A 21,930-nucleotide genomic window follows, 5' to 3' on the forward strand; every position below is an offset into this window, starting at 1 on the left:
GAGCCATTAAGCTAACTTGTACTAATTACCCGTGAGGCTTAACCATACAACGCCAAACGCGTTTTATGCGACAGTTTAGACAGAAGTTAATATAACTAAAGTAGAAATTACTTAGAAAGACTTAAAAAATATTATCAGATATTTTCCAAATTCAGTTAGTGCGTAGAAATACGAATTAACGCCCTAATTTGCTTGGTGACAATAGCGTTTTGGACCCACCTGATTCCATGCCGAACTCAGTAGTGAAACGAAACAGCGCCGATGATAGTGTAGCATTTGCTATGTGAAAGTAGGACATTACCAGGCTTCAAATTGTAGAAAGCCCGACTAGAAATAGTCGGGCTTTTTTACGTCTGCAGAAAAGTAAAATGTGCGCAATTAACACCCACTCATATCGCGACACAAAGTGATCCAAGTTAAGAAAACTAGATAATAAAATTCGCGAAAAATATGGGATAAGCGGGGATGACTTGGGATTTAGTGGGATAACATTTTAAACAGTCTTTAAAATAGTGAAAGTAAGCAAGTATTGAAAACTGCTTACTTTCAAAGTCAATTATTCTGCTATTACTCGATACTTCAATTCTGATGGTGATACAGAAATAATATCGATTAAATAATTTCTGAATCTAATTTCCTTTGAGTCAACAGGGTAAACCAACTCTTGTTTAAAGTCAGAACGGGCCATATTTTCAAATGTGTACTCTCTGTATAGTAGACTGATGCCGTTCGTACCTTGTCCTGTATAAACTATTTCATGGTTTATATAACCGTTTTCAGACAGCGGTACTTGAGATTCTACAAGCTTAAACGTGGTATCAAGTGGGTTCATGGTATAAGTATCGCCACTCCCAACAGGTGAAGTCCAAAAGCTGTTTGACATTACTGTCTGATCCCATTGCCCTTCATTATTAATTCCCAACATGAAAATGCTGCCAGGAATTGAAATTACACTATTTCCAAGCTCGTTTTTACCTGAAATCTTATAAGTATCACCAGCAGTTCCATGAAAATTCACACTTGTCGAAAGAATACCACCTTCAAATACAAAGTCATTTAGCGCTTGGTAAGTATCTTTTTTAAAGCTTGCTTTGTAAGATTTGCGAACAATCAACTGCTCGCCAACATAGGCTGTTTGTTCTTCATCTAGCGTGTAGTTTTTGATATCTACTTGCTCAATTTTGCTTGAATGTTTACCTAGTTGAACTGTTGAAGTACACCCAGTAAGAGCAGCTGCAATTATTAATGCTGTGGTATATTTCCAATTTGATTTTGACAAAAACATATATAGTTCCATTTATTTTAAGTTGATACAGCTGCTGTTCATGCGGCCAGGATCAGTTTAAGTTATTTGAATTAATTTATCACCTGAATAAAAAAACGACAGGGAATTTTTAGTAAATTTTTGCCATAAAAAAGCCCCTTTCGGGGCAATTGGTTGGTTAGAATAGCTCGGGTTGTATGCGCTTGGTTTCAGCGGCGTGTACAGCGCGAACAATCTGGTAGATGCGTTGCTCAGATAGGTTGTATTTCTTAGCAAGCTCTGTGTGGTTGTTACCTCTAAAGTCTTGGTAAATTTGGTTGTGCTTAAGTATGGCGTCAAGCCCAACACCTTTAGGGATATAAACGCTCATGCCACCGCACTGGTGGCGAAAGTCATCAACTATTAACGTAGCCAATTTAGTGGCCTGTTCTTCGTCAATTTTATTCTCTAAAAGCATCCGCTCAATTGAATCTAGCAATATCAATAGAGTTTCAGCCGTTTGCGCTTTACCACTCATAACTTACTCCGGTGAACCAGAAATGGTTATTGGATATTTTTCAGATGATGGATAAGCAATTAATTTATCATCTAACTCAGCCCACAATAATGACTGATCTCTTTCGGCGATCTCTTTCGCTTCTTCTAGAGATAAACCAGTCATTTTTAAAGTGTATCCATTGCTAAAGTCTGCTTTGCTAGGTCTATGATTAAAGTAATGACTTCTAATAGCATGAGCGATTGATAAAGCTATATATTCAGCATCAGATGAAGAGCAATTATTATCATCTAACCAGTCATGAGTAAGAATAGCGCCACCGTTTTCTAAATCGTGCATAGCCTTATTAACTAAATGATCTTTTCTATTTAATGACATAACTAGCTCCTGTACTTGGCTAGGTTCTCTTGCCACTTCTGGGTTGACTCTTGCAGTGTTTCAGGACGTTCGACTTTCATTTCAATGGCCTGATTAGCAGAGACAACCGTTTTAGATGTTTGGCTGTTTAAGAACTTTTGTTGCTCGGTTTCTAGCACCTTTTGTAAGTAGGCGTGATCATCACCCATACGGCGGTAACCGTTGCGCTCCCAGTGGTCACGAATGCTGGCAACAGTAATGGTTAGCGCTTGGGTAAATACCGCTAAATCGTGCTGTTTAGTTAGCTCGATTATGTCCTGGCTTAACTTTAATTGGCGGGCGTGTGATAGGTCTGATTTGTCCGGCGTAAACAATTGAACATAATCAGCCAGCGCCGCACTTGCTTGACCTGGTAACGCAGTGTAAATGCACAGCAGTTCGTCAGAGGCTTTGTTGTGTGCAATCGCTGAGATATCTAATAAACCTCGGCAATGAGGGCATTTAGCTAGTTTTTGCATTACCTGCCTCCTTTGCTTGATCCACAGAAATACCAAAGCGCTTAATAAACTCGTTGCAGTCTTCAAAGGCTTGTAAAGTCGTAAGATACCGCGCACGTTGCATATTGACTGGAATATTTAAACGACTTGCTTGCAACTTGGTTTGAACGACAAACATTTCTGTTGAATCGTCTAGTGATTCCATATCAAGAGCTTTGTAGTAGCGCAATACAGCCGCAATTTTTACCGTCATCGCTTGTTTCATTAAGCGTAAATGGTAGCGCTTTAAACGTTCAATTAGCTCATTGGAAATGGGGGCCATCCAGTCTAAACGGTCAATTTCCTTGCCATCATTTAGGCTTTTTGATTGCTTAACACACCACTTTTCAAGAGCAATATAACTGCCATTTTCAAGCAGCTTATGCGCTTTCATCATGGTCCAGACTTGACCTAGTTTTTTAAGCCTGGGCTCTTTATCAAGTAAGGCCTGATCAATCTTCCGCGTAACTGGCTTTTTCTTTTTAAAGCCTAGCTTTTCCATGCCTTTAATTACTTTATCGAGCTGCTTTTTATCCATCTTGGTGGTGCTGTCGAGACCAGCCCAGGCTTTAAGGTTCGCACGGTAAACATCATCGTCCATATTGAGATCACGTTTAGCGATTTGGATAAGCTGAATTAACTTTTTCATCGGTTACTCCAAAGCCGCCCGTAGGCGGCATACCGTTAAGCGGATTGTTTTACTGGTTCGTGCACAGCCAAGGTTTCCTCTTTGATAAAGGCAACCTTTGATCCTGCATTATTGATTTTTGCTTGATTAAAGCTGTTCAGCGCTTTTTTGTATGATGGCGAAGTGATCATAGGGTAATCATTTACGCGTACTTTATAAGTTATTGTCTTCATGCTGACTCCTCCACATCATTTAAGTGATCAACAGGAACATGCACCGGTTTAATAAAAAATTGTTCTTTTTGATTAAAAGTAATGCCTTCAATGCCTTTAACCTGCTCGCGGTGTTTAATGAGGCCTGTTTTATTCACAGATGTTTTAACACTTAGCAAATCAGTCAGTTTTAATTGCTCTTGTAGCTTTGCTAACGCGTCGATCACTTCTTGGCCTTGCTTTACAGTTACCGATAATGGCGGTGTGCGGGTGCCAATTTCGCCTACTGTATAAATGCGAGATTTTTTACCAGCAGGCACTATGTCTTGCTGGTTGGCGCTAAAGAATATTTGAGCTGATTTACTCAATACCTTAATTTCGTTATTGATTGCCGTGGTGGTCTCTTTTAACGATGTTTTGGCATCTTCAATCGCCTGATTAGTTTGTGCAGTGGCTATTTCGAGCCTTGTTTGCAGTTGGCCAATGCGGAATATGGTTTGTTCTAACTCGTCTGAGCTGCTTACAGACAGCATATCGTCTGATTTTACGCGGCGGTTTGTTGATTTAGCCATGGCGTTTATCCTTCATATTGTGGATTTGAGTTTCCAGTTTGTGGGTTGCGTTTTGAAGTTGCGCTAAAGTACTTAGTGCATCGTCTTTACGTCCCGCTAAAATTTCGCCATTAACCAGCTCAGTTAATTGTGCAATGGTATAAATTGATGGCGCGGTATTTTGGGTTAATCGGGGTGTGCTAATTTGGGCTGTTGCACTGTTCATGGTTTGTTCCTTACGCTGCTTTTTCTTGTAACCAAACACGAGCAGCGTTGATCACATCGGCTTCGTTATTGCCAGTAAATGGCAAGCCAATGTCAGCTATTACCGCTTGTGCTTTTGGGGTTAGGTTCTCGATGGTAATGCGCGTCGTTATCTCAAATTGCAGTAAGTACTTAGCGCGCTCCTTTTCTGTTTTTAACTGGCTTAAAAGTGCCTTGTCAAAATCAGTAATTGATAAAAAGGCCATGTTAGGCTCCTGGGTTGTGTTCAAGTTTGGTGTGCTCTTGGCCATGCACAGGGCGGTGCAAAGACTCTTTTTTACCTGCCTTAATACCGTCAAGAATTGCGCGGCTGGTGTTCGCTTTTTTGCCTCGCTTTAACGGTGAGCTGCTACTCAGGTCGGGGAACTCTTGCGCCATGTAGCGTTCAATAATGCTGGTTTCTTTTTCGCTAAGGGCGAACTCTTCAACCGTGCGAGCAATACCAAACACCCAACCTTCAGCAAAACGATCGCCACGGGCTACTTTAGTTGCACGTTTGCACTGTTTAGGTTGCTGCTTTACATACTCTTGGCGAGTTTGTTTTAGCTTGCTCCAGAGCACTTCGTAGCAGTATTTAGCAAGTTCTGGTTGCGGGTTAATACCAATAAAAGCGACTTCTGAATTACTAAATAAACTGGACGACATCACAAAACGCACACCAAATACACGTTTGATCAAATGCAATAAAGCCGCGTGATAACTCACTACTTTTTTGCAATCCGTTTCAACACGTTCATGCTGTACATAGCTAAAATCAATGTCGCTTTCGCTTACCTTATGTTTGCGCATTAGGTTTTGCGCTTGGCGCATTGCAGCAGCTGCTTCATGCTCATTGGTTGCTTGTTTGGCAAGCGCTAAACACTGGCGAATCTTTTTAAGAATGCGGCTATCCATTGCTACCACCTGCTTGCAACTTTTGAAAAATCGCGCTTACGTATTTAGCCTGATGAATTGCATCATCAAGGGCATTGTGGCGAGTGCCTTCAAAAGGCATATCTGTTTTAGGATCGAAGTTAAAAAGGCGGCGGCCTAAATCCACAATGGTGCGTACATCACGGTCATTTCTAAATTGCCATGGTGCTTGCATGTCACATGCTTTATAGGCATTACGAATAATTGTGTTATCAAACGTTGCACCATTCCCCCAAATGTTACGGGTGTCTATGTCTTCAATCTGGCTCACCCATTGGTCAAACTCGCCTAGTGCTTCAGCAAGTGGTAACACATCATGAGCAAGTAACTTTTGGCGTGCTTCATCATCTTGCTTTAACCACCAAAGCACCGTATCTGCATCCATTTCGCATAGCGTTGCAGAGCTGGTTAAATCAATACTTACTTCAAAGCCAGCGCCAATATCACCAGTCATTGGGTCAAAAAAACAAGCGCCAATACTGACAAGAGCCGCATTTGAACCAGTGCCCATGCTTTCTACATCGGTCATCACATCTTTCATAACTAAACCCTCACGTATTCTTCGGCAAGTTCTGCCGTAATGCGGTCTTCGCCTAGGTCGGCTGCTTCGTTCATCAGGTTTTTCATCAGCGTGTTTACGTTGAGTGGGTAACTCATATCAACGGTTTCATCAGGGCGGCCAGTGGTGCGGCCAAACTTGCGAATACCACGCAGCGCTTGCTGCATTTTTTCAATAGCGGCGGGTTCAATCACTTTCTCAGGTACCAAGTTGGCGGCTTTGAGTTTGTGATCAATGTAATCTTTAAGCTCAGCACCAAGGGGCGGCACATTTAGCTTATTTACGCGGTATGCAAATTCGCGCACGTTCATTGAGCTTAAAACTTTGTCCAGCTCGGTTTGGCCGATAATGCAAATACCAATTAACTTAGTGAACCCTTCGCTTAGCTCCCACAGCACCTTTAATTGCTTAATGGTTTCTTCGTCTAGGCGGTGGCCTTCGTCAATAAGTAAAATATGGCGGTTGCCAGCGTTACAGCTGCGGGTAAGTTCATCACGTATAATCGAATCACGGTCTTCGCTACTACGTGGCAGCTTAGAAATGTTCAGCTCACGACAAATAGCCTCACTAATCGAGCTTGAACCAATTTTCTTTTTATCAATTCGGGCAGGGCGAATAACCCGAATATTAGGGTGCTTAGCGCGTATTTCTTCCATGGTAAAGTTCATCATTACCGTTTTGCCGCTGCCGCACTCACCTACCAGTGCCATTAAGGTACCTACCTTTGCACAGTTGATAATTGACTCAATCACATAGCGCTGCTGCGCGCCTAAATACACATGGTCAATGCTATAAATTTCGTTATCCCATGGGTCGTTAAAAATTTTAAAATGTTGTCTGGCTCTTGGTGTAAGCATTTGTGCCTCCGGTAATTCAATGACTATGTGCCCGTTAATTGAGTCTTCGTGACCAATGATCAGGCGCTTGGTTTTATGTGCATGTTTCCACTGGCTGCCTGTGGTCACCGCGTTGTAATGTGGATCATCCAAAAATATTTGGTAAACGTTGCTCTCAACAATTAAGCCGTTTTCAATTGCGAACTTTTCTAAGCCTGCTTTAAGTGCTTCACGCGGTAGCGTGCGCTTTGGCCAGTCAGACTTAGTGACTATTTTGTTAAGCGTGGCCTCGCTGGTTTTAACGTTGGCATTTAGGTTTAACCACTGCGCTAACTGTTTATAGGTAATGCCACGGTTAGCCATCATGCGACCTAGCTTTATCTTCCAGGTCTTTCGGCTTAACTTCTTTTTATGCTCGTTGGGTTCGCTCATGCCACCTTCCTGTATTGCGTTGGATAAGCGGCTAGCACGCGGTTAAAAAATTCATCACGCTCTTGCTCGTCATTAAAAATGTACTGGCCTTTTTCGTCGGCTAGTTCCGTCCAGCGTTTTGAATCAACCAACTTCACATGCACCATATACACGGTGCGAGTACGGCCAGACACAACGTTAAACGGTGCATGTTCGGCTTTGCGTAGTTGGTGCTTTTTACTGTTTCCCATGGTGGTATCTCCTAACGGGTAAAATTAACCACGTTTAAGTGGTTTGGTTTGTCAAAGGTTGCTAGCTCGTCAAGTAAGCTAGGTAATTGGCTTGCATCAATACTGCGATCAGCAAGATAGATTTTTTCTTCAGGGGTAATAGGTGTGCCGCGCTTTGCCACAATGGCTTTACGCAGTGCAACGCCCGCTAAAGTGTGGGTAGGATGTTGTAAGCCGGTATCAACTTGCTCACCACGCACACGCATAAAGTCAGGTGTTTGCAGCTCGTTTAAATGGCTGTGTGCATCGAGTGCACCACCAAACGGCACGGCTTTTTTACCGCGCTTAGCTTTTACTATTTCTTCATCGCTCATGCCTGGATAAGCACCACGCTCGGCTTGCTTACGGGCAATATCTAACGAGGTATCTTTAGGCGCTTTCATTTGTTGGCCAATCACTGCGCCGTTTACATCAAAGCCTGCTTCGTCGGTTTCAATGGGGGCCACGGTATGTATTTGCTGCTCGCCTTGGTGCTTGCAGTACACAAGTACTTCACCACGTTCTGATAACGCCATAGGCAGCACTAACACTTTTAAGCCTTTGTAAATGCCAACAAGGCCATCAAGCGCATACTTTTGGCTGCGTTTAACGCCCGGGTGAACAAACGTGATCGACAGGTCAGGCCTAACCATGCGGGTTTCTTCTTTATGGGTAAGTAACCAGCGGCAAATATCTTCGCTTGGTAGGTCGCGTACTTTGCCGTGCGCCATACGTTTCATCCAAAACTCATAACGGCCTTTACCGTGGCGGCTATGCTTGGCTGAGTAATGCGGTATTTGATCTGCGTTGTAGGCGTTTTGCCACGAAATAGCATGCTCGTTTAACTCCGCAACGCTGTTTACTGGCTCAAACATCAAACGCGACTCAAACAGTTTTTCAACTAAGTTGTTGGCGTTTTCTACTTGGCCTTTAGCGCGTGCGCGGCCCACTTCGTGATCAATCACATCAACGCTTAATGCATCCAGGGCGCGAAGAACTGCACCCGCTGTATTGGCTGAACCTTTATCCATAACTAAAATGTCAGGCAGGCCACGTACTGGGCACTTTTCATCGTTGTGCAAACCCCAGCACCACAGCAAAAAGTCATACAGGTTTGCCATGGTTTCACCGGCGCTTTCGTAGTAACGCACACGTACCGCACCGGAATAGTGATCAGTTAATACATAGCGCCATACGCGTAGGTTTTTTATCTTCTCTAGGTTTTCAGGCTTGTTTTTGTAAAACTCGTCATCGCTCATAAAGCGTTGCACACGGCCTTTTTTACCGCCTGGCGGGTAGTAAATTAAGCACAAGCTTGGGTCAACCTGATGCACATGGTTAGGGTAAAGGCTGCGTAGCTGCACATGCGCAGTACTTTGGGTAAGCATTTTGGCCGTAGCGTTTTGTTCGCGCAGTAAACGCCTAACCGTACTGTTACTTTTAAACTCACAACCATTGGCCGCTAATATGCTTACGGCATTAGGCGTTTCAACAATTTGCTTACCGTTTTTACGATTACCCACCGCCAGCATGGCTTTGAGTTTATCTAGGCTTTCAGGGTCTTGGCTGCTGTTACCTTTGTCAGCACGCGGTTTACGGCCACTGCTGTAACCGAGTTTGGCTAACTCACGGTAAAAGGCATCTTTACTTAGCCCTAGGCGCTGTTTAGCTTCAGCTAAAATAATGCCTTTTTCGCCATGTTTCGCGTTTTCGATACGCTGCTTAAAACCAAGTAAAATTTCGTCAGCCATGATGCTTACTCCTCGTTGCTCATGGCGCTGTCGTTAAGCTCTTGCAGTACATCAAGGCTGGGGCGCATTTTTGGTAAGTAGCCCTCAAGTATGTTTGAGGTTTCAAGCCACGCTTGGGCAAAGTCTTCAGCGAGGGTTTTAAAGCTATGTAGTAAGCCTGCAGCTAAGTACTCAGTCACTTGGGGTGATAAGTTATCGTCATCTAAAAAATGCTCACGCAGTGCTATTAAGCGGCTTAGCGATTCAACGGCGTTACTTTCGTACTTGGTGGCTTCAAATAATAGGTGCTTGGTTTGGTCTACCCAGGCATCTGCCTTAAACTTGGTGCTTTCAAGTTCGGTTTGATAGTCCATGGCTTTCATTTGGTAGTCGTCACGCATACGAACAGCTACTTGGCGTTGTTCGTCTGCGTCTTTGGTTTTTTTCTTTTCGTTATCAAGCTCTTTTTTATGCTTGGCTTTTAGGTCGTCAATCAGGTCTTTAATTGATTCTTTATCGCCTACCTCAACAGCTTCTGACTCAATAATTAAGGCTTGCTCGTCTGTTGGTAGGCTTTTTAAAGCGCGCATTTCACGAATGCCTAAACCAATTTTTTGACTAGCATTCAAAAAATCTTCACCAAATGACTCAAGGTTACTAAGTCGTTCCTCCATCGTGCTATATGAACAATTGAAAAAATATTTACAAATATCTTTTAAGTTACTAGTGGTCTTTTCAACCCCATTTTCATCTACATAAGGAATGCCTTTATATTCGTTGGATTCCTTAACTGTTTTATAGGTTAGTATTTCACCAACAATTGACTGCTCTTTATTAGCTTTAAAAACTTGGTGCTGACCTATTGCAATATAAATTTTTGATTTCGCCGCTAGTAAGTTATTAGCGTCAACAATGGCTTTTTGCTCTTCATTTGAAGCCGTAGTTAAGTTTTTATTAGTCATGAGCAGTACCCTCTGAACGGTTAAATAATGGCTGCGATAGAGCTTGTTGTAGATGGTTTCTAATTAGTAAGCTTTCGAACTCGTTATTAGTAATAACAACTTCTGGCACAGAGGATGAAAGTAGGTATATAAGCTGTTTTATTGTTAGTTCTTTATCCGCATGTTTAGCACCCAGAAGAAATGGGCTTGAAAACATAACGCTGATAGTTGCTGCCAAATCATTAAGGCGCGCTTTATCCACTAGCGGGTTCTCGTGGTTATTTAAAAAATTACAAACACTGCTTAATGAACCAATAGGTCGATTATCGGAGCTGTGTTGCTTCATCCATTCGAAGCGCTGTTTTGCTTGTTCTTTAAGAAGGGCTTGGTAGTCAGCCGCTATTTGGTCTAAATCAGTATTCATACTATTGCTCCATAATTTCTACGGTCTTGTTCTAGTTGCTGGCTGCGCTGAGTTATCGCCAGCTGGGCGCTATTGGCTAAGGTGATTAGGGCAGGCCCTAAGCGCACTTTGTTTTGATCCCATGGGCAATATTCGGCAAAGCCTGCTTGGATCAGGTTTTTAATAACTGCCGTTGCCTGTGATTGGGTGATGTTTAAACGCTTGGCTAATTCGCCTGGGCGTAGGCCATCGGCTTCATAACCGCTGAGCGCTTTAATTGCGCTTAGGCCGCGCTGCATGGTTGATGAAATATATTGCTCACTCATGCTGAAGCCTGCTTGCTTTGGTAAAACTCGCGCAGTTCTTTAACGCAACTAGGGCATGCAGCCTCTATTTCAATGTGGCAGGTTGTAACGTGTCGCCAGCCCATGTAATTTGCGGCATCAATAAATGCGTTGACTGGTATGGTGCCGTGCTCTACACGTTTGCAGCAGTTGCACTGTAGAGTGATTTTTGGTGATTCAATCTTGAGCTGCGCTGTAGTGATTTTTTGAGTTAGTAATTTCATGCTTTGTATTCCTTGTTAGCCATTGCTTTAAGCTGCGCCATAGTCATCAAAAACACCGTTTTAGTGCTCTGAGGGCGAAATTTAGACGGTTCTTGGTCTTTGATAGGGGCAGGTTTCATGGCTTTTGCTCTTAACTAATGGGGTTCGTGGATTAGGTCAAAACAGGCTTGGGGTTCGTCAAGCTTTTCGGCTTCGAGCTTTTGATAAGCCAGTTGTTGCATTAACAAAATTATTTGCTCTGCCACATATTGGGCATTGCCTGCGCCTTCTTCTAACTGCATAACCATACCGATCACTTGGTTAGCAAATAGGTTTAAATGGGTAAGGTTGCTGTTACTTGGCTTTTTACCTTTGGGCATATCAACAATGAGTTTGTCTAGGCTGTGCGCCATGTACATCAGCGGGTACTCGCGCCCTGTTGCTGCCATGTACGGAATAAGTAAACTGGTGGGCATATCGCCGCTGCCTAAATGCTTGTACAGCATATCGGTGCTAATACCTGTTCTGTCGGCGATGCGTGGCACACTCATTTGACGCGTTGCTTGGGCGTGTTCTTTACATAGCTGGAGTGCTTCGGGCAGGCTACGGGCAACAATACGACCCCACTGACGGCGTTTTGGCTTAGTCATGAGTCGCTCCTTTTGGCAAGCAAAAAATAGCTAAAATGGCATTCCAAAAACAAACAATTTTTGGAACTTCACTTTGTACATTGCATAGCGCTACGCTGGATATAACACCAACACCCAAGGGCGTAACATGCAAACATACACCGTAAACAATATATTGATTTGGCTGTGCATAGACGATAAAGCCATTCAACACACCCCCTTTACTTTGTGCAGTGCTGTGGCACTTAAACAGTTGATTATTGACTTGAGCCGAAAGCGGTATATGCAACGGCGTATTGCTGTGCGCACACTGTACAAGCAACGTAGCAATCAGTTGCTGACCTTGATGTGGTTGTGTGAGCAGCGACGAGCGCATTTTAGTCATAATAGTGATCCTGTTGGTTCGATGGTTGACTTAGTGATTAATTGGTTACTTAGGCCTTATGATGCGAGTAACTGTTTAAGCTCATTAACGCCTTGTTGGCGTAATGCGCCCTTTAGCAACTTAGGCTGTGCGTATGAGTCAACATCTGGGAATACAACATGAATCGGTTTTTCGATGAGCTTAGCTATTGCCTCTGCAATACGGCGAGATTGAGTGTGGCCGCAAACAACTCCCGATACAGTGGCAAGGTTTACGTCCAATGCATCTGCAAGCATAGAAAGGGTATAACCTTTTGCTTTGATAGCTTGTTTTATTTCTTGTGATTTCATAGTACATTACCTTTTTGTGATTAACCTTTTGCATGGTTTTGGCGAACAGAAGCAAAAGGTTTTGTTAAGATGTTTTCATTGTAGTTATCAAATGTGATAACTGTCAAGGGTAAATTATCAAATATGATAAATTCATTGAAGTTCGAACGTGAGAGGCTGAATTTAACTCAAGCCGAAGTTGCGAATGCTATAGGCGTTGGAAAAGCTAGTTATGTTCGGTGGGAAGGTGGTAAAGCTATTCCATCAGATAAATTAAATGAATTAGCAAAGCTTGGTTTTGATATTAATTTTGTGGTTACTGGTGAACATAATTCGGCGCATTCATTAAATAAAAATAACTACCAAAGAGCTATGCGAATAGTGATGCTTTATGTTGTGAAATCAGGCCGTGAGGTGAAAGATGCTGATCTGTTTGTACAAGTCGTTAACGAGGTTTATCAAGTGATTGAGCAATGTGAGCAGGAAAGTAAAGAAGTAGATCAAGTTGATATAGGCACAAAAATAATTAATTTATTTGCAGCGTAGAGCAAGGGATTAGCAATGGATAAAGATGACAAAATAGTTGAAGCATTACTTAAAAATAATAATGTCATTTCGTTTGAACAAGCTTTTAAAAAAAAGGCTGGTATTAACCAAGAGATTGAGGGAAAAAGTAACTACCAAGTGCATACACCAAATGGCGAACCTTCCGAAGGTGTTAATCAGTCAATCATTGGTGATGGTAATTTTCAGGTCACTGGTGATGTAACATTCAATCAATTAAAGTCTATTAAACAAGAATTAGTGCCACCTATAGATAGTATTGGTGCAAGTACTACACTCGTAACACGCATTGAAACCTTGCTCGATGATGTGAAGAAAGCGCAATATAAACGTATTGGCAAAAGCTATAATTGGCGAGCGTTAAACGGACAATTAGGTATTGCTTTTGGATTTAGTAAAACGAGCTGGAAAAAAGTTTATTTATTACCTCAAAGCCGTGGCAACGATGTTATTGCATGGTTGCAGAAGAAATATGACAACACAATAAGTGGCCGAATTGAAAAGGCCAGTATGCAATCTGGCTATCAACATACTAAACCAAAGTGTTATGAACTAGAGACAGAATTTGCCCAACAAATAGGCTGGAGTGAGGAAGAGCTTAAAGCACAAAGAATCGCGTTTACTGGAATTACATCACGTAGATACATCAAAGTTGCGCTTTACAACCAGTGGGTTGATCGGTTGGGCAGTCTACTTGATTAATATAGAAATTAAGAGTTTTTAATAAATATGGCGACTGTCGCCACTTTATATAAGCAAGCACCTATTACCGTAGTGCCAACAGCTATATAAGTAAAAACATCCGACATGTCGTGGGTGTTTTTTTTAATGTTTTGTTTTATATGGTTTTATTTTCTCCTCTGCTCCGACTGTCGGAGGTTTATCTTTATTTAACTCTTACAAATGCTATCTGCAAACCAGTAGACTAACGATTTAAAAAGGAATTTCACATGATAAAACGTGGTTTAATTTTTACGCTTGCTATAAGTAGTGCATTGCTTGGTTGTGATAAGCAGGAAATCAAAGTAGAAACAGTACAGCTTACTCCACCGCCTGCTGAATTTATTAGCCCTTATCGGTTTCTTAAATTTAGGATCAGCGCAGCTAGTGACATTTTAAAAGTAGCACCAGATGCTAACGGTTCGATAGTTACTAGCACCAACCAATATGAAACGCGATATGAAAGTAATGATGGCATTATTACTTATTCAGAAATTGCACTTCTAGAAACCGCTCCATGTAGCCAAACACAAGAGTTTGATCCTATCGCCATGCTTAATGCTGTTGCGGTAGATGTTAGACGCTTAGAACCTCAAATGAGAATGACGCATGTAGCGACTTATTATGATCATAGCAACAAGTTAAAAGTGAGTGTGACTTGTCAACAAGATGGAATGCCAATCATAGTTGCCTTTAGTAATAAGTATTATGGTTATTAATTTAACTTGTGGAGCTCTATTATTGAGCCAAAGGTAACGCGAGTGACACAATGGGCTCTCTAAGATACTAAAATGGTACAATAAGGAAAGTAAAGGAAGCTGTTAGTTTATGAGTGAATATAAAGAAATTTTAACTCGTTACCCTATAGAAGAGTTGTTAAATGTTTTCAGAAATAATCAGGATATGGTATTTGTTTATAGCGATTTTGAACTTGGTTATAACCTTGAATACATAAAAAGCTACGAACTTCTGTTAGATACCGCGGGCATTAATCAAACAGAGCTAAATCAAGAAGAAAAATTAAGAATAGTTCATGATATTATTGACCGCTTAGTTAAGGATGACTTTTTAATTGAGTGGACTCCAACGGACTTTAGAGCTGTAACCTATCAAGATCGTCCAGTTCACTGTCTTTTTTTACATCGAGCATTTACATTATCAAGCCAAGGGATAGAGCTTGTTCTCAAGGTAGAAGCACACAACGATGCTGAGCGACGTCATACTGATACCCATAAACATAATACGTTAATGCGCTGGATTGCTGGTTCTTCTTTTTTATTATCATTGGTGGCTGTTAGTGTTTCTGCCTATTTGGCTTACATTGCTAATCAAAATATGCAACTTAATCAGCAGCGTTTGGAAATCCAGCAACAGCAAATAAAAGCACTTAGCCATAAAGTTATAGAAGAACTCCCAGCAAAACCTGAAACTACAAAACCTGCTAACTAGCCCCCATTTTTACTAAAACCCTTTAATTTAGCCCCCCAACAAATAGCGCCACACTGGCGCTATGAAAAAACTTATTCCAGCCGACCTAACCCCGCATTACAGCCGTGCTTTTTTATTCTGCATGGACTGGATTTATGAGGCAGAAGGAGGCGACTCTGATCATAGTGCCGACAAAGGTGGCCGTACTCGCTTTGGTATTAGCAAAGGCGCTTACCCTGGTGTGGATATACCGACTTTAACGTGGCCGCAGGCTATGCGTATTTACCACCGTGACTTTTGGCGGGGTAGCCGCGCTAAAGAACTAGCTGAGCATGGCTTACTTGAACTTGCCTTTTTACATTGTGATGCCGCCATAAACCACGGCGTGCCACTGGCCAACATGCTGTTACAGCAAGTACTGGGTGTGAAGGTAGATGGCATTTTAGGTTCGCGCACCCTTGCTGCAGCTATAAACCACAATCAAGAAGATTTACTGGTTGATTACTTTGCCCGCCGCGCCAGCAAATACAGCCGTATTGCAGTGAATGATCCTAGCCAAATAACGTTTTTATATGGCTGGCACCGCCGCCTATTTAAGCTTGAAAACCGCATTGAAAAAGCGGTAATGAACGAGTCATTTTATTGCTCTTGGGATTTTGTATGAAGAGCATTCCACTTTATGAAAAGCGTGGTTATGACCTGCGCATTAGCACTTTTGCTAATGGCGAAAACCCTGACCCCCTAACCGTTTGCCCCACAGGCAACCCCACATTAAAGAATGCGTTTTTAAAAGGTTGGCACTCAATAACGGGTGTGCGCCTTGAAGTAGAGGCGCGTGTTTTGAATTCAAAAAATACAGTAAGGAGTTTGCCCCGTGGACGAATACGTTAAGTGGTACCCGTGGGTGCAAGGTTTTGTGCTGGTGGTTTTTTTTGTGGTGGTTTACGCACTTAAAAAATCGTTTGCCAGCAAAGACGATGTGAACAGCCAAGACAAGCGCTTGCAAACCGTTGAGCAAACCTATGTGACCAGTAAAGATTTTATCAAGGTGAACGAAACCGTGCAGCGCATTGAAGTTGAGATAAAAGATTTACCGCAAGACGTAAGTAAATTGACCCAAGAAGTCACTAAGTTGCAGAGCGAAACCAAACATCTACACGATATTTTAAAGCGTATAGAGCACCCACTTAATTTAATTGTTGCATCAAAAATTACAGGTGATCGAAATGGCAAGTGAGTTTCAGGTAGAGATGTGGCTGCTTATATGTTTGCTCATTGCGGGTGCATTGTTCTTTTTGTATGTGTTTTTTCGGCTTGGTTATGTACTGGGTATGTTTATATGTGCGTTTATTTTTAAACGATTTTTTAAGGATGGGGGCAATGAAAGAGATATTTGAAGCTGATCAGCGTTTAGTTATTTTGCGTGCCTTAGCTGAGGCCGCAGGCTATAGCGCTAACTGCAGCATGTTGAGTTGTGTGCTTAGCTCGTACGGGCATCAATTAAGCCGCGACAAAGTACGCGCGCACATGCGTTTTTTAGAAGACGTTAACTTGATCACCATTGATGTGGTCGGTGATAAAACCTTAGTGGCTAAAATTACAGAGCAAGGGGCTGATGTAGCTGCAGGGCGTAAGCTTGTAGATGGCATTAAGCGCCCAGCACCTGGGGGCATTTAATTATGGCACGCGGCAATAAGATAGAGCGCCTGCCTGATCACTTACGTGAAAACTTACGTGAAATGCTGGCAACCAAACAACACACCTGCCAACAAATAGCCGATGCAATTAACGAAGAGCTCGCAGAATTATCTGGCGTGCAAACCGATGTTGAAAGCATTGATGACAACACGGTGTGGCGTGAAAAAAAACGCATTGAGAGCATTGCAGACGAAATACGCCGCAGCCAAGCGTATGTTGAGTCGTTATCTAAACAATGTGATTTAACCAGCATTGGTGACACTGGCCGTGTGCTTATGAGCCTGCTGCAAAGTGCGGCGTTTAAAACAACCAGTAGCTTAATGGGCGGCGAAGACCCCATTGATGCCGACACACTTAACGACCTTGTATTAGCGGTTGCACGCTTACAACGCAGCGCTAACCACAATGCCGACTTAGAAAAGCAGATAGCAGAAAAAGCCCGTAAACAGGCGCTGGCCGAAGCACAAGCTCAGGCTGAAAGTGCAGGTAAAGCGGCTGGTTTAAGCTCAGGCAATATTGATTTAATACGCCGTGCCATTGCTGGGGAACGTTTGTAATGGCTATGAATGAAGAAGAATTAACCGCGATTTTATTACCGTATCAGGCGGAATATGTGTGGGATCAATCTCCGGTTATTCTTTATGAAAAGTCGCGTCGTATTGGTTTAAGTTGGGGCGAGGCGGCGGCCAGTGTGCTTGATGCCGCTGCAAGTAAAGCCGCTGGCGGCATGGATTGCTGGTACATAGGTTATAACAAGGATATGGCCGAAGAGTTTATTCGTGACTGTGCCAACTGGGCTAAAAGCTTTAACGAAGTGTGCGGTGATGTAAGTGAAGAGATTTACGCTGATGAAGGCAAAGACATTCTTACTTATGTTATTCGCTTTGCTAGTGGCTTTAGGATTACCGCGCTTAGCTCGCGCCCGTCTAACTTACGGGGTAAGCAAGGGCGAGTAATTATTGATGAAGCAGCGTTCCACGATAACCTTGATGAACTAATAAAAGCGGCATTCGCGCTATTAATTTGGGGCGGTAAGGTACGCATTATTAGCACCCACGACGGCGAAGAAAACCCCTTTAACTTACTTATTAAAGAATGCCGCGCAGGCACTAAGCCTTATAAGGTTTACCGCACAACGTTTAGAGAAGCATTAAGCCAGGGCTTATATAAACGCATTTGTGCAATGAAAGGCACAGAGTATAGCCAAGAACTCGAAGACGAATGGGCCAATGGCATTTATGACTTTTATGGTGATGGCGCTGCAGAAGAACTTGATGTGATCCCAAGTGCGGGCGGCGGTGTTTACATTAACCGCTTATTGGTTGAGCGCTGCCAGCACCCAGACAGTAAAGTGATCCGCCTAGAAAAACCGGATGACTTTGTAACGAACCCTGAGCGCACTCGCATTATTGATGACTGGTTAATCGATACCTTAAAACCATTAATTGATGCCATGCCTGGGCAACGCACTGTGTTTGGCCAAGACTTTGGCCGTAGTGGCGATTTAACCGTACTTTGGCCCATGCAGCAGCAAAGCCCCATCAAGTACCACACGCCTTTTTTAGTTGAGCTGCGTAATATTCCGTTTGATTGCCAAGAGCAAATAGTGTTTTACCTGCTGGATAACCTGCCGCTGTTTTTTCATGGCAAGTTTGATAGCCGTGGTAATGGCCAGTCGATTGCTGAAAAAGCCATGCAACGTTATGGCCCAAGCCGTATTGATTGTGTGATGCTGTCGCGCCCTTGGTACAACCAATTCTTTCCTAAATACAAAGCCGCGCTTGAGGGGCAGTTTATTACTGTGCCTGAAAGTGAAGATGTAGTGGCCGACCACCGCCGTGTGATTTTAGAAAAAGGCCAACCCAAAATGGATGATGGCCGCGACAAAGGCAGTGATGGTAAATGGCGACACGGTGATACAGCCGTTGCTGGGGTGTTGGCTAATGCCGCCACATTAGAAGAAGGCGAACCCGCCGCAGGTGCCACGGTTGCAAAAAATAAGCAGTCAATTAAAAACCAGCCATCGCGGTTACAAGGTCGAACAAGACCAGGTGGACTGTTTAAGCGAATTACCGGTTATTTTAAAAATTAACACTGACGCGCTCAGCGCGATTTTAAGCCTGTGTTGGGTGCGTTGAATGGCATTGCACGCAAAAACGAATTTAAAGCCGCTTAGGCAAATGTAAAAGATTTACAAAAGGGTTGAAAAGCTATGTTTGGTTCTAAAAAACGCAAGGCAAAGCAAGAGGCAGAATTTGCGGCAAAAATTGCAGCAATTGTGACTGAAACAATTGCCACAAAAAATTCAGCAAATGAAAATACCACCACGTTTAAAGAAGCCGCTGGGGCAATGGCGGGCAGTATTGACGCAGACGATCACTTGTATTCTAAGTTGTCGGCAGATTCTAACCGTAACTTAAGTGGTCCTACACGGGTGCGTATGAATAAAATAGCCCCGTACCTTTGGCAAAGTAATATGATTGCCAACCGTATTATTGAATTGCCATTAGCTTATTTGCTGGCCGAGGGCGTTAAAATTACCAATGACGATGAAGACTACCAAGCGGTAATTGATGCGTTTTGGACTCACCCGATTAATAACATGGCCATTAAGCTTGAAAAGAAAGTGAGAGAGCTGGCGATATTTGGTGAGCAGTTTTACCCTGCGTTTGTAAACCCCTTGAGTGGTGAAGTGCAACTGAGTTATTTAGACCCCGCCCATGTTGAAGAAGTGATTTACGACCCGCGTAACCCAGAGCAACCAGTAGGCGTTAAAACTAAACGCATGAGCAATGGCCGCCATTACTTTTATAAAGTGATCATCAATGGCAGTGAATCGGTATTTACCAAGCAAACCCAGCGCCTACGTGAAGGCTTTGCTGATGGCGATATTTTTTACTTTGCGATTAATAGCTTTTGCGCCCACGGACGGGGCAACTCCGATTTAACCGCGCAGTGCGACTTTTTAGATTTGTATGACGATTTTATTTTTGGCGAAGGCGATAGAGCCGAAAACTCCCGGGCATTTGTGTGGGACGTAACGCTTAAAGGCGCTGATAAAAACAAAGTTCAGGAACGTGCAACCGAGATTGAAAGTAACCCACCGCGCCCAGGCTCTGTAAATGTGCATAACGACAGCGAAGAGTGGAAGGCCGAAAGCCCCTCGCTTGGTACTGGCGATACCGAAGCCCTGGCAAAGTTATTTAGAAACCACATGCTAGGTGGTGCAACCATGCCGCCGAGTTGGTTTGCGGATGGTGGCGACGTTAACCGCGCCAACGGTGAAGCCATGGCCGAGCCAACCTTTAAAATACTTGCCATGCGCCAGCGCTACATTATTTATATGCTGCATGAAATAGCGACCTTTGTTATTCGCCAGTATTACAAAGCAACACTAGGACAAGAGCCTGACCGCACGATTGAAGCCGATGTGTTTAAGTCAAAAGTGGTGATGCCAGAAATGACCGCTAAAGATATTAGCCGCTATGCTGCGGCGTTACAGCAAGTAGTGGTAGCTGTAAACCTTGCGATTACACAGGGCATTATTACTGAAGAAACGGGCTTAAGTGTGATTGCATCAATTGCTGATCGCCTTGGTGTTGAGATAGACCCCGCCACTGAGCTTGAGAACGTAAAAACTGAAATAGCGCAAAAAGCAAAAGACCAGGCAAAAGCCGATACCTTTAATGCGTTTGATGGCGCTGACGATGATAGTGCTGATGAAGCCGCTAATGAAACAACAGCCGATAACGAGCTAACTGATGACACCGAGTGAGCGCACAGCAGCGTTTAATAAAGCCCGTACCGCACAGCTCAAGGAGTTGCTTAAAAACAAGCAAGGGCTGTGGGATTCGTTATTGCGCTTATTAGAGCTGGCTGAAGAAAACACCCAAACTATATTGCAAGGGCAACCAACCGATTGGCAGCAGTGGCATTACGGTAAATTGCAAGGGCAAATTAACCAGGTAATGCAAGAACTGGGTGAGCGCAGCGCCGCGCAAATTACGGCGTTTTCAAAAACTACATGGGTGGCGGGGATTAACTTAATTGATGTGCCACTTAAAGCCGGTGGTGTAACGGTTAACGCCATGACGCAACTTTTACAGCACCGCCAGCTTGTGGCCATTGACAGCTTTATGGTTGATCGGATTAAAAACGTGCTCAGTGGTAAAGCTGACTTTATACGCTCGCAGCTGGGGCTGGTGATGATGGGCGCGCAAGATGCCAACACCGCAAAAAAAGCCATTACAGAAAGCTTAGGTGACAAAAAGATGTGGCGGGCTAAAACCATTGTCAACACCGAGCTTAGCCGTTTATACAATGTTGCAGGGCAAATGCGTATGACCGAAATTGGCGATGCAGTACCAGGCATGGAAAAAGAATGGCGTATGGGTAAACGCAAAGAACACCGCGCTAATCACTTGGCTGTGCGCAATACCCGTGTTGCTGCAAGCAAACCATTTACGGTAGGCGGTATTAAAATGATGCACCCACACGACCCCAAAGCACCTGCTAAAGAAACCGTGAACTGTAGCTGCTTTACAGTGCCGGCAATGGCACATTGGAAAGTTGACCCGAAACTGACTGTTAAAACTTAGGAGAGAAAGATGGCTTTATTATTTTTGTATGCGTATTTTTTTGTAGGGTTTGGCTTTGCGTTAGCGTCGTGGTTAGAAGCGGCCTCTACCAATGCCAAGAGTAAAAAAAGTGTACCGGCCTTTTTTAAGGTGGGCACACTTTTTATTTTATGGTGGCCATTTATTGCAGTGTATTGTTACCGTGCTCATGTAAAGCGAACTGTGCCACCTATCGATTGGGATGAACTGAGTAAGTAAAAAACAAGTGTAATTATGATGGCAAGCTGGGTATTATTTTAAAGGGACTTTTACTATTTTAAAATTAAGCCATCATAAGGACACGTTTAAATGGAACGATTACAGAACGTTTGGCAGCAAGCTTTAGATAATAAAGATTCGGCCACTGCATTACTTGCGCTAATTAACGAACACAGTGATTTGCTGTATTTATGGAAAGAGCCAAGCTATGAAGATGAACCGATTAACTACCATGTAAAAATAATTGAAAAGCTCGACAACCCATACAGAAATGAAGACGATGAATTGTTTGATGATTACCAACCAATTTTGATACCCGATACAAATAATGACCTTGCTTTATTAATAAAACAAAGCGGTGTTACGCCCATGAACTGGGGTAATGAACTCGCCTAATTTTCCTAAAACCCTTTAATTTAGCCCCTCCCCAAATTCCCTTACATTAAA

Annotated in this window: 36 protein-coding genes and 1 rRNA gene; 15 read left to right on the plus strand and 22 right to left on the minus strand. The window is 43.1% G+C overall.

Features of this window, described 5'->3' with window-relative positions; translation table 11 throughout:
- Positions 1–191: 191 nt before the first annotated feature.
- A 5S ribosomal RNA gene (rrf, locus tag I6E69_RS01705) occupies positions 192–306 on the plus strand.
- 250 nt (positions 307–556) lie between these two features.
- On the opposite strand, the gene I6E69_RS01710 is transcribed toward rrf, so the two are convergent.
- From I6E69_RS01710 to I6E69_RS01810, 22 genes are all read right to left on the minus strand, one after another.
- Complete coding sequence (locus I6E69_RS01710; protein WP_231619685.1) at positions 557–1,285, minus strand: hypothetical protein; 729 nt, start codon at positions 1,283–1,285, stop codon at positions 557–559.
- A 157-nt stretch (positions 1,286–1,442) separates the two neighbouring features.
- A complete protein-coding gene (locus tag I6E69_RS01715; protein WP_182761594.1) occupies positions 1,443–1,781 on the minus strand; it encodes a Mor transcription activator family protein in 339 nt (112 codons plus the stop codon).
- 3 nt (positions 1,782–1,784) lie between these two features.
- Positions 1,785–2,138 (minus strand): hypothetical protein, encoded by a 354-nt coding sequence (locus I6E69_RS01720; protein ID WP_197120467.1) that lies wholly within the window; start codon positions 2,136–2,138, stop codon positions 1,785–1,787.
- Between the two features lie 2 nt (positions 2,139–2,140).
- Entirely contained in the window at positions 2,141–2,635 is a 495-nt protein-coding gene (locus tag I6E69_RS01725; protein WP_197120468.1) for a hypothetical protein, read from the minus strand.
- On the minus strand, positions 2,619–3,302 hold the full coding sequence (locus I6E69_RS01730; RefSeq protein WP_197120469.1) for a regulatory protein GemA: 684 nt from the start codon (positions 3,300–3,302) through the stop codon (positions 2,619–2,621). Before I6E69_RS01730 ends, I6E69_RS01725 begins: the two co-directional genes overlap by 17 nt.
- A gap of 35 nt (positions 3,303–3,337) precedes the next feature.
- A complete protein-coding gene (locus I6E69_RS01735) occupies positions 3,338–3,514 on the minus strand; it encodes a hypothetical protein (protein ID WP_182757759.1) in 177 nt (58 codons plus the stop codon).
- On the minus strand, positions 3,511–4,065 hold the full coding sequence (locus tag I6E69_RS01740; protein WP_197120470.1) for a host-nuclease inhibitor Gam family protein: 555 nt from the start codon (positions 4,063–4,065) through the stop codon (positions 3,511–3,513). Before I6E69_RS01740 ends, I6E69_RS01735 begins: the two co-directional genes overlap by 4 nt.
- A complete protein-coding gene (locus I6E69_RS01745; RefSeq protein WP_197120471.1) occupies positions 4,058–4,270 on the minus strand; it encodes a hypothetical protein in 213 nt (70 codons plus the stop codon). The genes I6E69_RS01740 and I6E69_RS01745 overlap by 8 nt, the downstream gene beginning before the upstream one ends.
- A gap of 10 nt (positions 4,271–4,280) precedes the next feature.
- Complete coding sequence (locus I6E69_RS01750) at positions 4,281–4,514, minus strand: hypothetical protein (RefSeq protein ID WP_197120472.1); 234 nt, start codon at positions 4,512–4,514, stop codon at positions 4,281–4,283.
- Between the two features lies 1 nt (position 4,515).
- Entirely contained in the window at positions 4,516–5,202 is a 687-nt protein-coding gene (locus I6E69_RS01755; RefSeq protein ID WP_197120473.1) for a DUF2786 domain-containing protein, read from the minus strand.
- A complete protein-coding gene (locus I6E69_RS01760) occupies positions 5,195–5,761 on the minus strand; it encodes a 3'-5' exonuclease (protein WP_197120474.1) in 567 nt (188 codons plus the stop codon). The genes I6E69_RS01755 and I6E69_RS01760 overlap by 8 nt, the downstream gene beginning before the upstream one ends.
- Before the next feature lie 2 nt (positions 5,762–5,763).
- A complete protein-coding gene (locus I6E69_RS01765; RefSeq protein WP_197120475.1) occupies positions 5,764–7,047 on the minus strand; it encodes an ExeA family protein in 1,284 nt (427 codons plus the stop codon).
- Complete coding sequence (locus I6E69_RS01770; RefSeq protein WP_182757764.1) at positions 7,044–7,277, minus strand: hypothetical protein; 234 nt, start codon at positions 7,275–7,277, stop codon at positions 7,044–7,046. The genes I6E69_RS01765 and I6E69_RS01770 overlap by 4 nt, the downstream gene beginning before the upstream one ends.
- An 11-nt stretch (positions 7,278–7,288) precedes the next feature.
- A complete protein-coding gene (locus tag I6E69_RS01775; protein ID WP_197120476.1) occupies positions 7,289–9,046 on the minus strand; it encodes a hypothetical protein in 1,758 nt (585 codons plus the stop codon).
- Positions 9,047–9,051: 5 nt separating this feature from the next.
- The gene (locus I6E69_RS01780) at positions 9,052–9,987 is read right to left on the minus strand and encodes a hypothetical protein (RefSeq protein ID WP_197120477.1); all 936 of its coding nucleotides are present in this window, start codon (positions 9,985–9,987) and stop codon (positions 9,052–9,054) included.
- Positions 9,980–10,390 (minus strand): hypothetical protein, encoded by a 411-nt coding sequence (locus I6E69_RS01785; RefSeq protein ID WP_197120478.1) that lies wholly within the window; start codon positions 10,388–10,390, stop codon positions 9,980–9,982. Before I6E69_RS01785 ends, I6E69_RS01780 begins: the two co-directional genes overlap by 8 nt.
- Positions 10,387–10,695, minus strand: a complete 309-nt coding sequence (locus I6E69_RS01790) for a MarR family transcriptional regulator (protein WP_197120479.1) — start codon at positions 10,693–10,695, stop codon at positions 10,387–10,389. Before I6E69_RS01790 ends, I6E69_RS01785 begins: the two co-directional genes overlap by 4 nt.
- On the minus strand, positions 10,692–10,937 hold the full coding sequence (locus tag I6E69_RS01795) for a hypothetical protein (RefSeq protein ID WP_197120480.1): 246 nt from the start codon (positions 10,935–10,937) through the stop codon (positions 10,692–10,694). Before I6E69_RS01795 ends, I6E69_RS01790 begins: the two co-directional genes overlap by 4 nt.
- Complete coding sequence (locus I6E69_RS20750) at positions 10,934–11,056, minus strand: hypothetical protein (RefSeq protein WP_269435692.1); 123 nt, start codon at positions 11,054–11,056, stop codon at positions 10,934–10,936. The genes I6E69_RS01795 and I6E69_RS20750 overlap by 4 nt, the downstream gene beginning before the upstream one ends.
- Before the next feature lie 15 nt (positions 11,057–11,071).
- Positions 11,072–11,566, minus strand: coding sequence for a hypothetical protein (locus I6E69_RS01800; RefSeq protein ID WP_182761581.1), 495 nt, complete (start codon positions 11,564–11,566; stop codon positions 11,072–11,074).
- Positions 11,559–11,930 (minus strand): hypothetical protein, encoded by a 372-nt coding sequence (locus I6E69_RS01805; protein WP_197120481.1) that lies wholly within the window; start codon positions 11,928–11,930, stop codon positions 11,559–11,561. Before I6E69_RS01805 ends, I6E69_RS01800 begins: the two co-directional genes overlap by 8 nt.
- 56 nt (positions 11,931–11,986) lie before the next feature.
- The gene (locus I6E69_RS01810) at positions 11,987–12,259 is read right to left on the minus strand and encodes a helix-turn-helix domain-containing protein (protein ID WP_145236388.1); all 273 of its coding nucleotides are present in this window, start codon (positions 12,257–12,259) and stop codon (positions 11,987–11,989) included.
- 123 nt (positions 12,260–12,382) lie between these two features.
- On the opposite strand from I6E69_RS01810, the gene I6E69_RS01815 reads away from it, so the two are divergent.
- From I6E69_RS01815 to I6E69_RS01880, 14 genes are all read left to right on the plus strand, one after another.
- Positions 12,383–12,784, plus strand: a complete 402-nt coding sequence (locus I6E69_RS01815; RefSeq protein ID WP_197120482.1) for a helix-turn-helix transcriptional regulator — start codon at positions 12,383–12,385, stop codon at positions 12,782–12,784.
- A gap of 15 nt (positions 12,785–12,799) precedes the next feature.
- Positions 12,800–13,504, plus strand: a complete 705-nt coding sequence (locus I6E69_RS01820) for a hypothetical protein (RefSeq protein ID WP_197120483.1) — start codon at positions 12,800–12,802, stop codon at positions 13,502–13,504.
- A gap of 248 nt (positions 13,505–13,752) precedes the next feature.
- Complete coding sequence (locus tag I6E69_RS01825) at positions 13,753–14,241, plus strand: hypothetical protein (RefSeq protein WP_197120484.1); 489 nt, start codon at positions 13,753–13,755, stop codon at positions 14,239–14,241.
- 109 nt (positions 14,242–14,350) lie between these two features.
- Entirely contained in the window at positions 14,351–14,971 is a 621-nt protein-coding gene (locus I6E69_RS01830) for a hypothetical protein (RefSeq protein ID WP_197120485.1), read from the plus strand.
- A gap of 61 nt (positions 14,972–15,032) precedes the next feature.
- The gene (locus tag I6E69_RS01835; protein WP_197120486.1) at positions 15,033–15,614 is read left to right on the plus strand and encodes a glycoside hydrolase family 108 protein; all 582 of its coding nucleotides are present in this window, start codon (positions 15,033–15,035) and stop codon (positions 15,612–15,614) included.
- Positions 15,611–15,841, plus strand: a complete 231-nt coding sequence (locus I6E69_RS01840; RefSeq protein WP_197120487.1) for a hypothetical protein — start codon at positions 15,611–15,613, stop codon at positions 15,839–15,841. Before I6E69_RS01835 ends, I6E69_RS01840 begins: the two co-directional genes overlap by 4 nt.
- The gene (locus I6E69_RS01845; protein ID WP_197120488.1) at positions 15,825–16,187 is read left to right on the plus strand and encodes a DUF2730 family protein; all 363 of its coding nucleotides are present in this window, start codon (positions 15,825–15,827) and stop codon (positions 16,185–16,187) included. Before I6E69_RS01840 ends, I6E69_RS01845 begins: the two co-directional genes overlap by 17 nt.
- A 143-nt stretch (positions 16,188–16,330) precedes the next feature.
- On the plus strand, positions 16,331–16,627 hold the full coding sequence (locus I6E69_RS01850) for an ArsR family transcriptional regulator (RefSeq protein ID WP_197120489.1): 297 nt from the start codon (positions 16,331–16,333) through the stop codon (positions 16,625–16,627).
- Positions 16,628–16,629: 2 nt separating this feature from the next.
- A complete protein-coding gene (locus I6E69_RS01855; RefSeq protein WP_197120490.1) occupies positions 16,630–17,205 on the plus strand; it encodes a phage protein Gp27 family protein in 576 nt (191 codons plus the stop codon).
- Positions 17,205–18,740, plus strand: a complete 1,536-nt coding sequence (locus I6E69_RS01860; protein WP_197120491.1) for a hypothetical protein — start codon at positions 17,205–17,207, stop codon at positions 18,738–18,740. Before I6E69_RS01855 ends, I6E69_RS01860 begins: the two co-directional genes overlap by 1 nt.
- A 120-nt stretch (positions 18,741–18,860) precedes the next feature.
- Complete coding sequence (locus tag I6E69_RS01865; RefSeq protein WP_197120492.1) at positions 18,861–20,423, plus strand: hypothetical protein; 1,563 nt, start codon at positions 18,861–18,863, stop codon at positions 20,421–20,423.
- Positions 20,410–21,246: a hypothetical protein gene (locus I6E69_RS01870; protein WP_197120493.1), complete on the plus strand. Its 837-nt coding sequence runs from the start codon at positions 20,410–20,412 to the stop codon at positions 21,244–21,246. The genes I6E69_RS01865 and I6E69_RS01870 overlap by 14 nt, the downstream gene beginning before the upstream one ends.
- Positions 21,247–21,255: 9 nt before the next feature.
- Positions 21,256–21,483 carry a hypothetical protein gene (locus I6E69_RS01875; RefSeq protein ID WP_182761568.1) on the plus strand — a complete coding sequence of 76 codons (228 nt, stop codon included), beginning with the start codon at positions 21,256–21,258 and terminating at the stop codon, positions 21,481–21,483.
- Between the two features lie 90 nt (positions 21,484–21,573).
- Positions 21,574–21,879, plus strand: coding sequence for a hypothetical protein (locus tag I6E69_RS01880; protein ID WP_197120494.1), 306 nt, complete (start codon positions 21,574–21,576; stop codon positions 21,877–21,879).
- The last annotated feature ends 51 nt before the right edge of the window (positions 21,880–21,930 follow it).

Origin of the sequence: Pseudoalteromonas sp. NZS100 (genome assembly GCF_015864815.1) — a bacterium.
Lineage (GTDB): Bacteria > Pseudomonadota > Gammaproteobacteria > Enterobacterales > Alteromonadaceae > Pseudoalteromonas > Pseudoalteromonas distincta.

What these genes read in the sequence shown, in the direction of transcription:
- I6E69_RS01735 (WP_182757759.1), bottom strand. Translation starts at nt 3,514, where the DNA reads ATGAAGACAATAACTTATAAAGTACGCGTAAATGATTACCCTATGATC.
- I6E69_RS01790 (WP_197120479.1), bottom strand. Translation starts at nt 10,695, where the DNA reads ATGAGTGAGCAATATATTTCATCAACCATGCAGCGCGGCCTAAGCGCA.
- I6E69_RS01880 (WP_197120494.1), top strand. Translation starts at nt 21,574, where the DNA reads ATGGAACGATTACAGAACGTTTGGCAGCAAGCTTTAGATAATAAAGAT.
- I6E69_RS01855 (WP_197120490.1), top strand. Translation starts at nt 16,630, where the DNA reads ATGGCACGCGGCAATAAGATAGAGCGCCTGCCTGATCACTTACGTGAA.
- I6E69_RS01865 (WP_197120492.1), top strand. Translation starts at nt 18,861, where the DNA reads ATGTTTGGTTCTAAAAAACGCAAGGCAAAGCAAGAGGCAGAATTTGCG.
- I6E69_RS01820 (WP_197120483.1), top strand. Translation starts at nt 12,800, where the DNA reads ATGGATAAAGATGACAAAATAGTTGAAGCATTACTTAAAAATAATAAT.
- I6E69_RS01870 (WP_197120493.1), top strand. Translation starts at nt 20,410, where the DNA reads ATGACACCGAGTGAGCGCACAGCAGCGTTTAATAAAGCCCGTACCGCA.
- I6E69_RS01740 (WP_197120470.1), bottom strand. Translation starts at nt 4,065, where the DNA reads ATGGCTAAATCAACAAACCGCCGCGTAAAATCAGACGATATGCTGTCT.
- I6E69_RS01730 (WP_197120469.1), bottom strand. Translation starts at nt 3,302, where the DNA reads ATGAAAAAGTTAATTCAGCTTATCCAAATCGCTAAACGTGATCTCAAT.
- I6E69_RS01835 (WP_197120486.1), top strand. Translation starts at nt 15,033, where the DNA reads ATGAAAAAACTTATTCCAGCCGACCTAACCCCGCATTACAGCCGTGCT.
- I6E69_RS01850 (WP_197120489.1), top strand. Translation starts at nt 16,331, where the DNA reads ATGAAAGAGATATTTGAAGCTGATCAGCGTTTAGTTATTTTGCGTGCC.
- I6E69_RS01780 (WP_197120477.1), bottom strand. Translation starts at nt 9,987, where the DNA reads ATGACTAATAAAAACTTAACTACGGCTTCAAATGAAGAGCAAAAAGCC.
- I6E69_RS01825 (WP_197120484.1), top strand. Translation starts at nt 13,753, where the DNA reads ATGATAAAACGTGGTTTAATTTTTACGCTTGCTATAAGTAGTGCATTG.
- I6E69_RS01745 (WP_197120471.1), bottom strand. Translation starts at nt 4,270, where the DNA reads ATGAACAGTGCAACAGCCCAAATTAGCACACCCCGATTAACCCAAAAT.
- I6E69_RS01795 (WP_197120480.1), bottom strand. Translation starts at nt 10,937, where the DNA reads ATGAAATTACTAACTCAAAAAATCACTACAGCGCAGCTCAAGATTGAA.
- I6E69_RS01875 (WP_182761568.1), top strand. Translation starts at nt 21,256, where the DNA reads ATGGCTTTATTATTTTTGTATGCGTATTTTTTTGTAGGGTTTGGCTTT.
- I6E69_RS01755 (WP_197120473.1), bottom strand. Translation starts at nt 5,202, where the DNA reads ATGGATAGCCGCATTCTTAAAAAGATTCGCCAGTGTTTAGCGCTTGCC.
- I6E69_RS01860 (WP_197120491.1), top strand. Translation starts at nt 17,205, where the DNA reads ATGGCTATGAATGAAGAAGAATTAACCGCGATTTTATTACCGTATCAG.
- I6E69_RS01815 (WP_197120482.1), top strand. Translation starts at nt 12,383, where the DNA reads ATGATAAATTCATTGAAGTTCGAACGTGAGAGGCTGAATTTAACTCAA.
- I6E69_RS01800 (WP_182761581.1), bottom strand. Translation starts at nt 11,566, where the DNA reads ATGACTAAGCCAAAACGCCGTCAGTGGGGTCGTATTGTTGCCCGTAGC.
- I6E69_RS01720 (WP_197120467.1), bottom strand. Translation starts at nt 2,138, where the DNA reads ATGTCATTAAATAGAAAAGATCATTTAGTTAATAAGGCTATGCACGAT.
- I6E69_RS01725 (WP_197120468.1), bottom strand. Translation starts at nt 2,635, where the DNA reads ATGCAAAAACTAGCTAAATGCCCTCATTGCCGAGGTTTATTAGATATC.
- I6E69_RS01765 (WP_197120475.1), bottom strand. Translation starts at nt 7,047, where the DNA reads ATGAGCGAACCCAACGAGCATAAAAAGAAGTTAAGCCGAAAGACCTGG.
- I6E69_RS01785 (WP_197120478.1), bottom strand. Translation starts at nt 10,390, where the DNA reads ATGAATACTGATTTAGACCAAATAGCGGCTGACTACCAAGCCCTTCTT.
- I6E69_RS01710 (WP_231619685.1), bottom strand. Translation starts at nt 1,285, where the DNA reads ATGTTTTTGTCAAAATCAAATTGGAAATATACCACAGCATTAATAATT.
- I6E69_RS01750 (WP_197120472.1), bottom strand. Translation starts at nt 4,514, where the DNA reads ATGGCCTTTTTATCAATTACTGATTTTGACAAGGCACTTTTAAGCCAG.
- I6E69_RS20750 (WP_269435692.1), bottom strand. Translation starts at nt 11,056, where the DNA reads ATGAAACCTGCCCCTATCAAAGACCAAGAACCGTCTAAATTTCGCCCT.
- I6E69_RS01770 (WP_182757764.1), bottom strand. Translation starts at nt 7,277, where the DNA reads ATGGGAAACAGTAAAAAGCACCAACTACGCAAAGCCGAACATGCACCG.
- I6E69_RS01830 (WP_197120485.1), top strand. Translation starts at nt 14,351, where the DNA reads ATGAGTGAATATAAAGAAATTTTAACTCGTTACCCTATAGAAGAGTTG.
- I6E69_RS01760 (WP_197120474.1), bottom strand. Translation starts at nt 5,761, where the DNA reads ATGAAAGATGTGATGACCGATGTAGAAAGCATGGGCACTGGTTCAAAT.
- I6E69_RS01715 (WP_182761594.1), bottom strand. Translation starts at nt 1,781, where the DNA reads ATGAGTGGTAAAGCGCAAACGGCTGAAACTCTATTGATATTGCTAGAT.
- I6E69_RS01840 (WP_197120487.1), top strand. Translation starts at nt 15,611, where the DNA reads ATGAAGAGCATTCCACTTTATGAAAAGCGTGGTTATGACCTGCGCATT.
- I6E69_RS01810 (WP_145236388.1), bottom strand. Translation starts at nt 12,259, where the DNA reads ATGAAATCACAAGAAATAAAACAAGCTATCAAAGCAAAAGGTTATACC.
- I6E69_RS01805 (WP_197120481.1), bottom strand. Translation starts at nt 11,930, where the DNA reads ATGACTAAAATGCGCTCGTCGCTGCTCACACAACCACATCAAGGTCAG.
- I6E69_RS01775 (WP_197120476.1), bottom strand. Translation starts at nt 9,046, where the DNA reads ATGGCTGACGAAATTTTACTTGGTTTTAAGCAGCGTATCGAAAACGCG.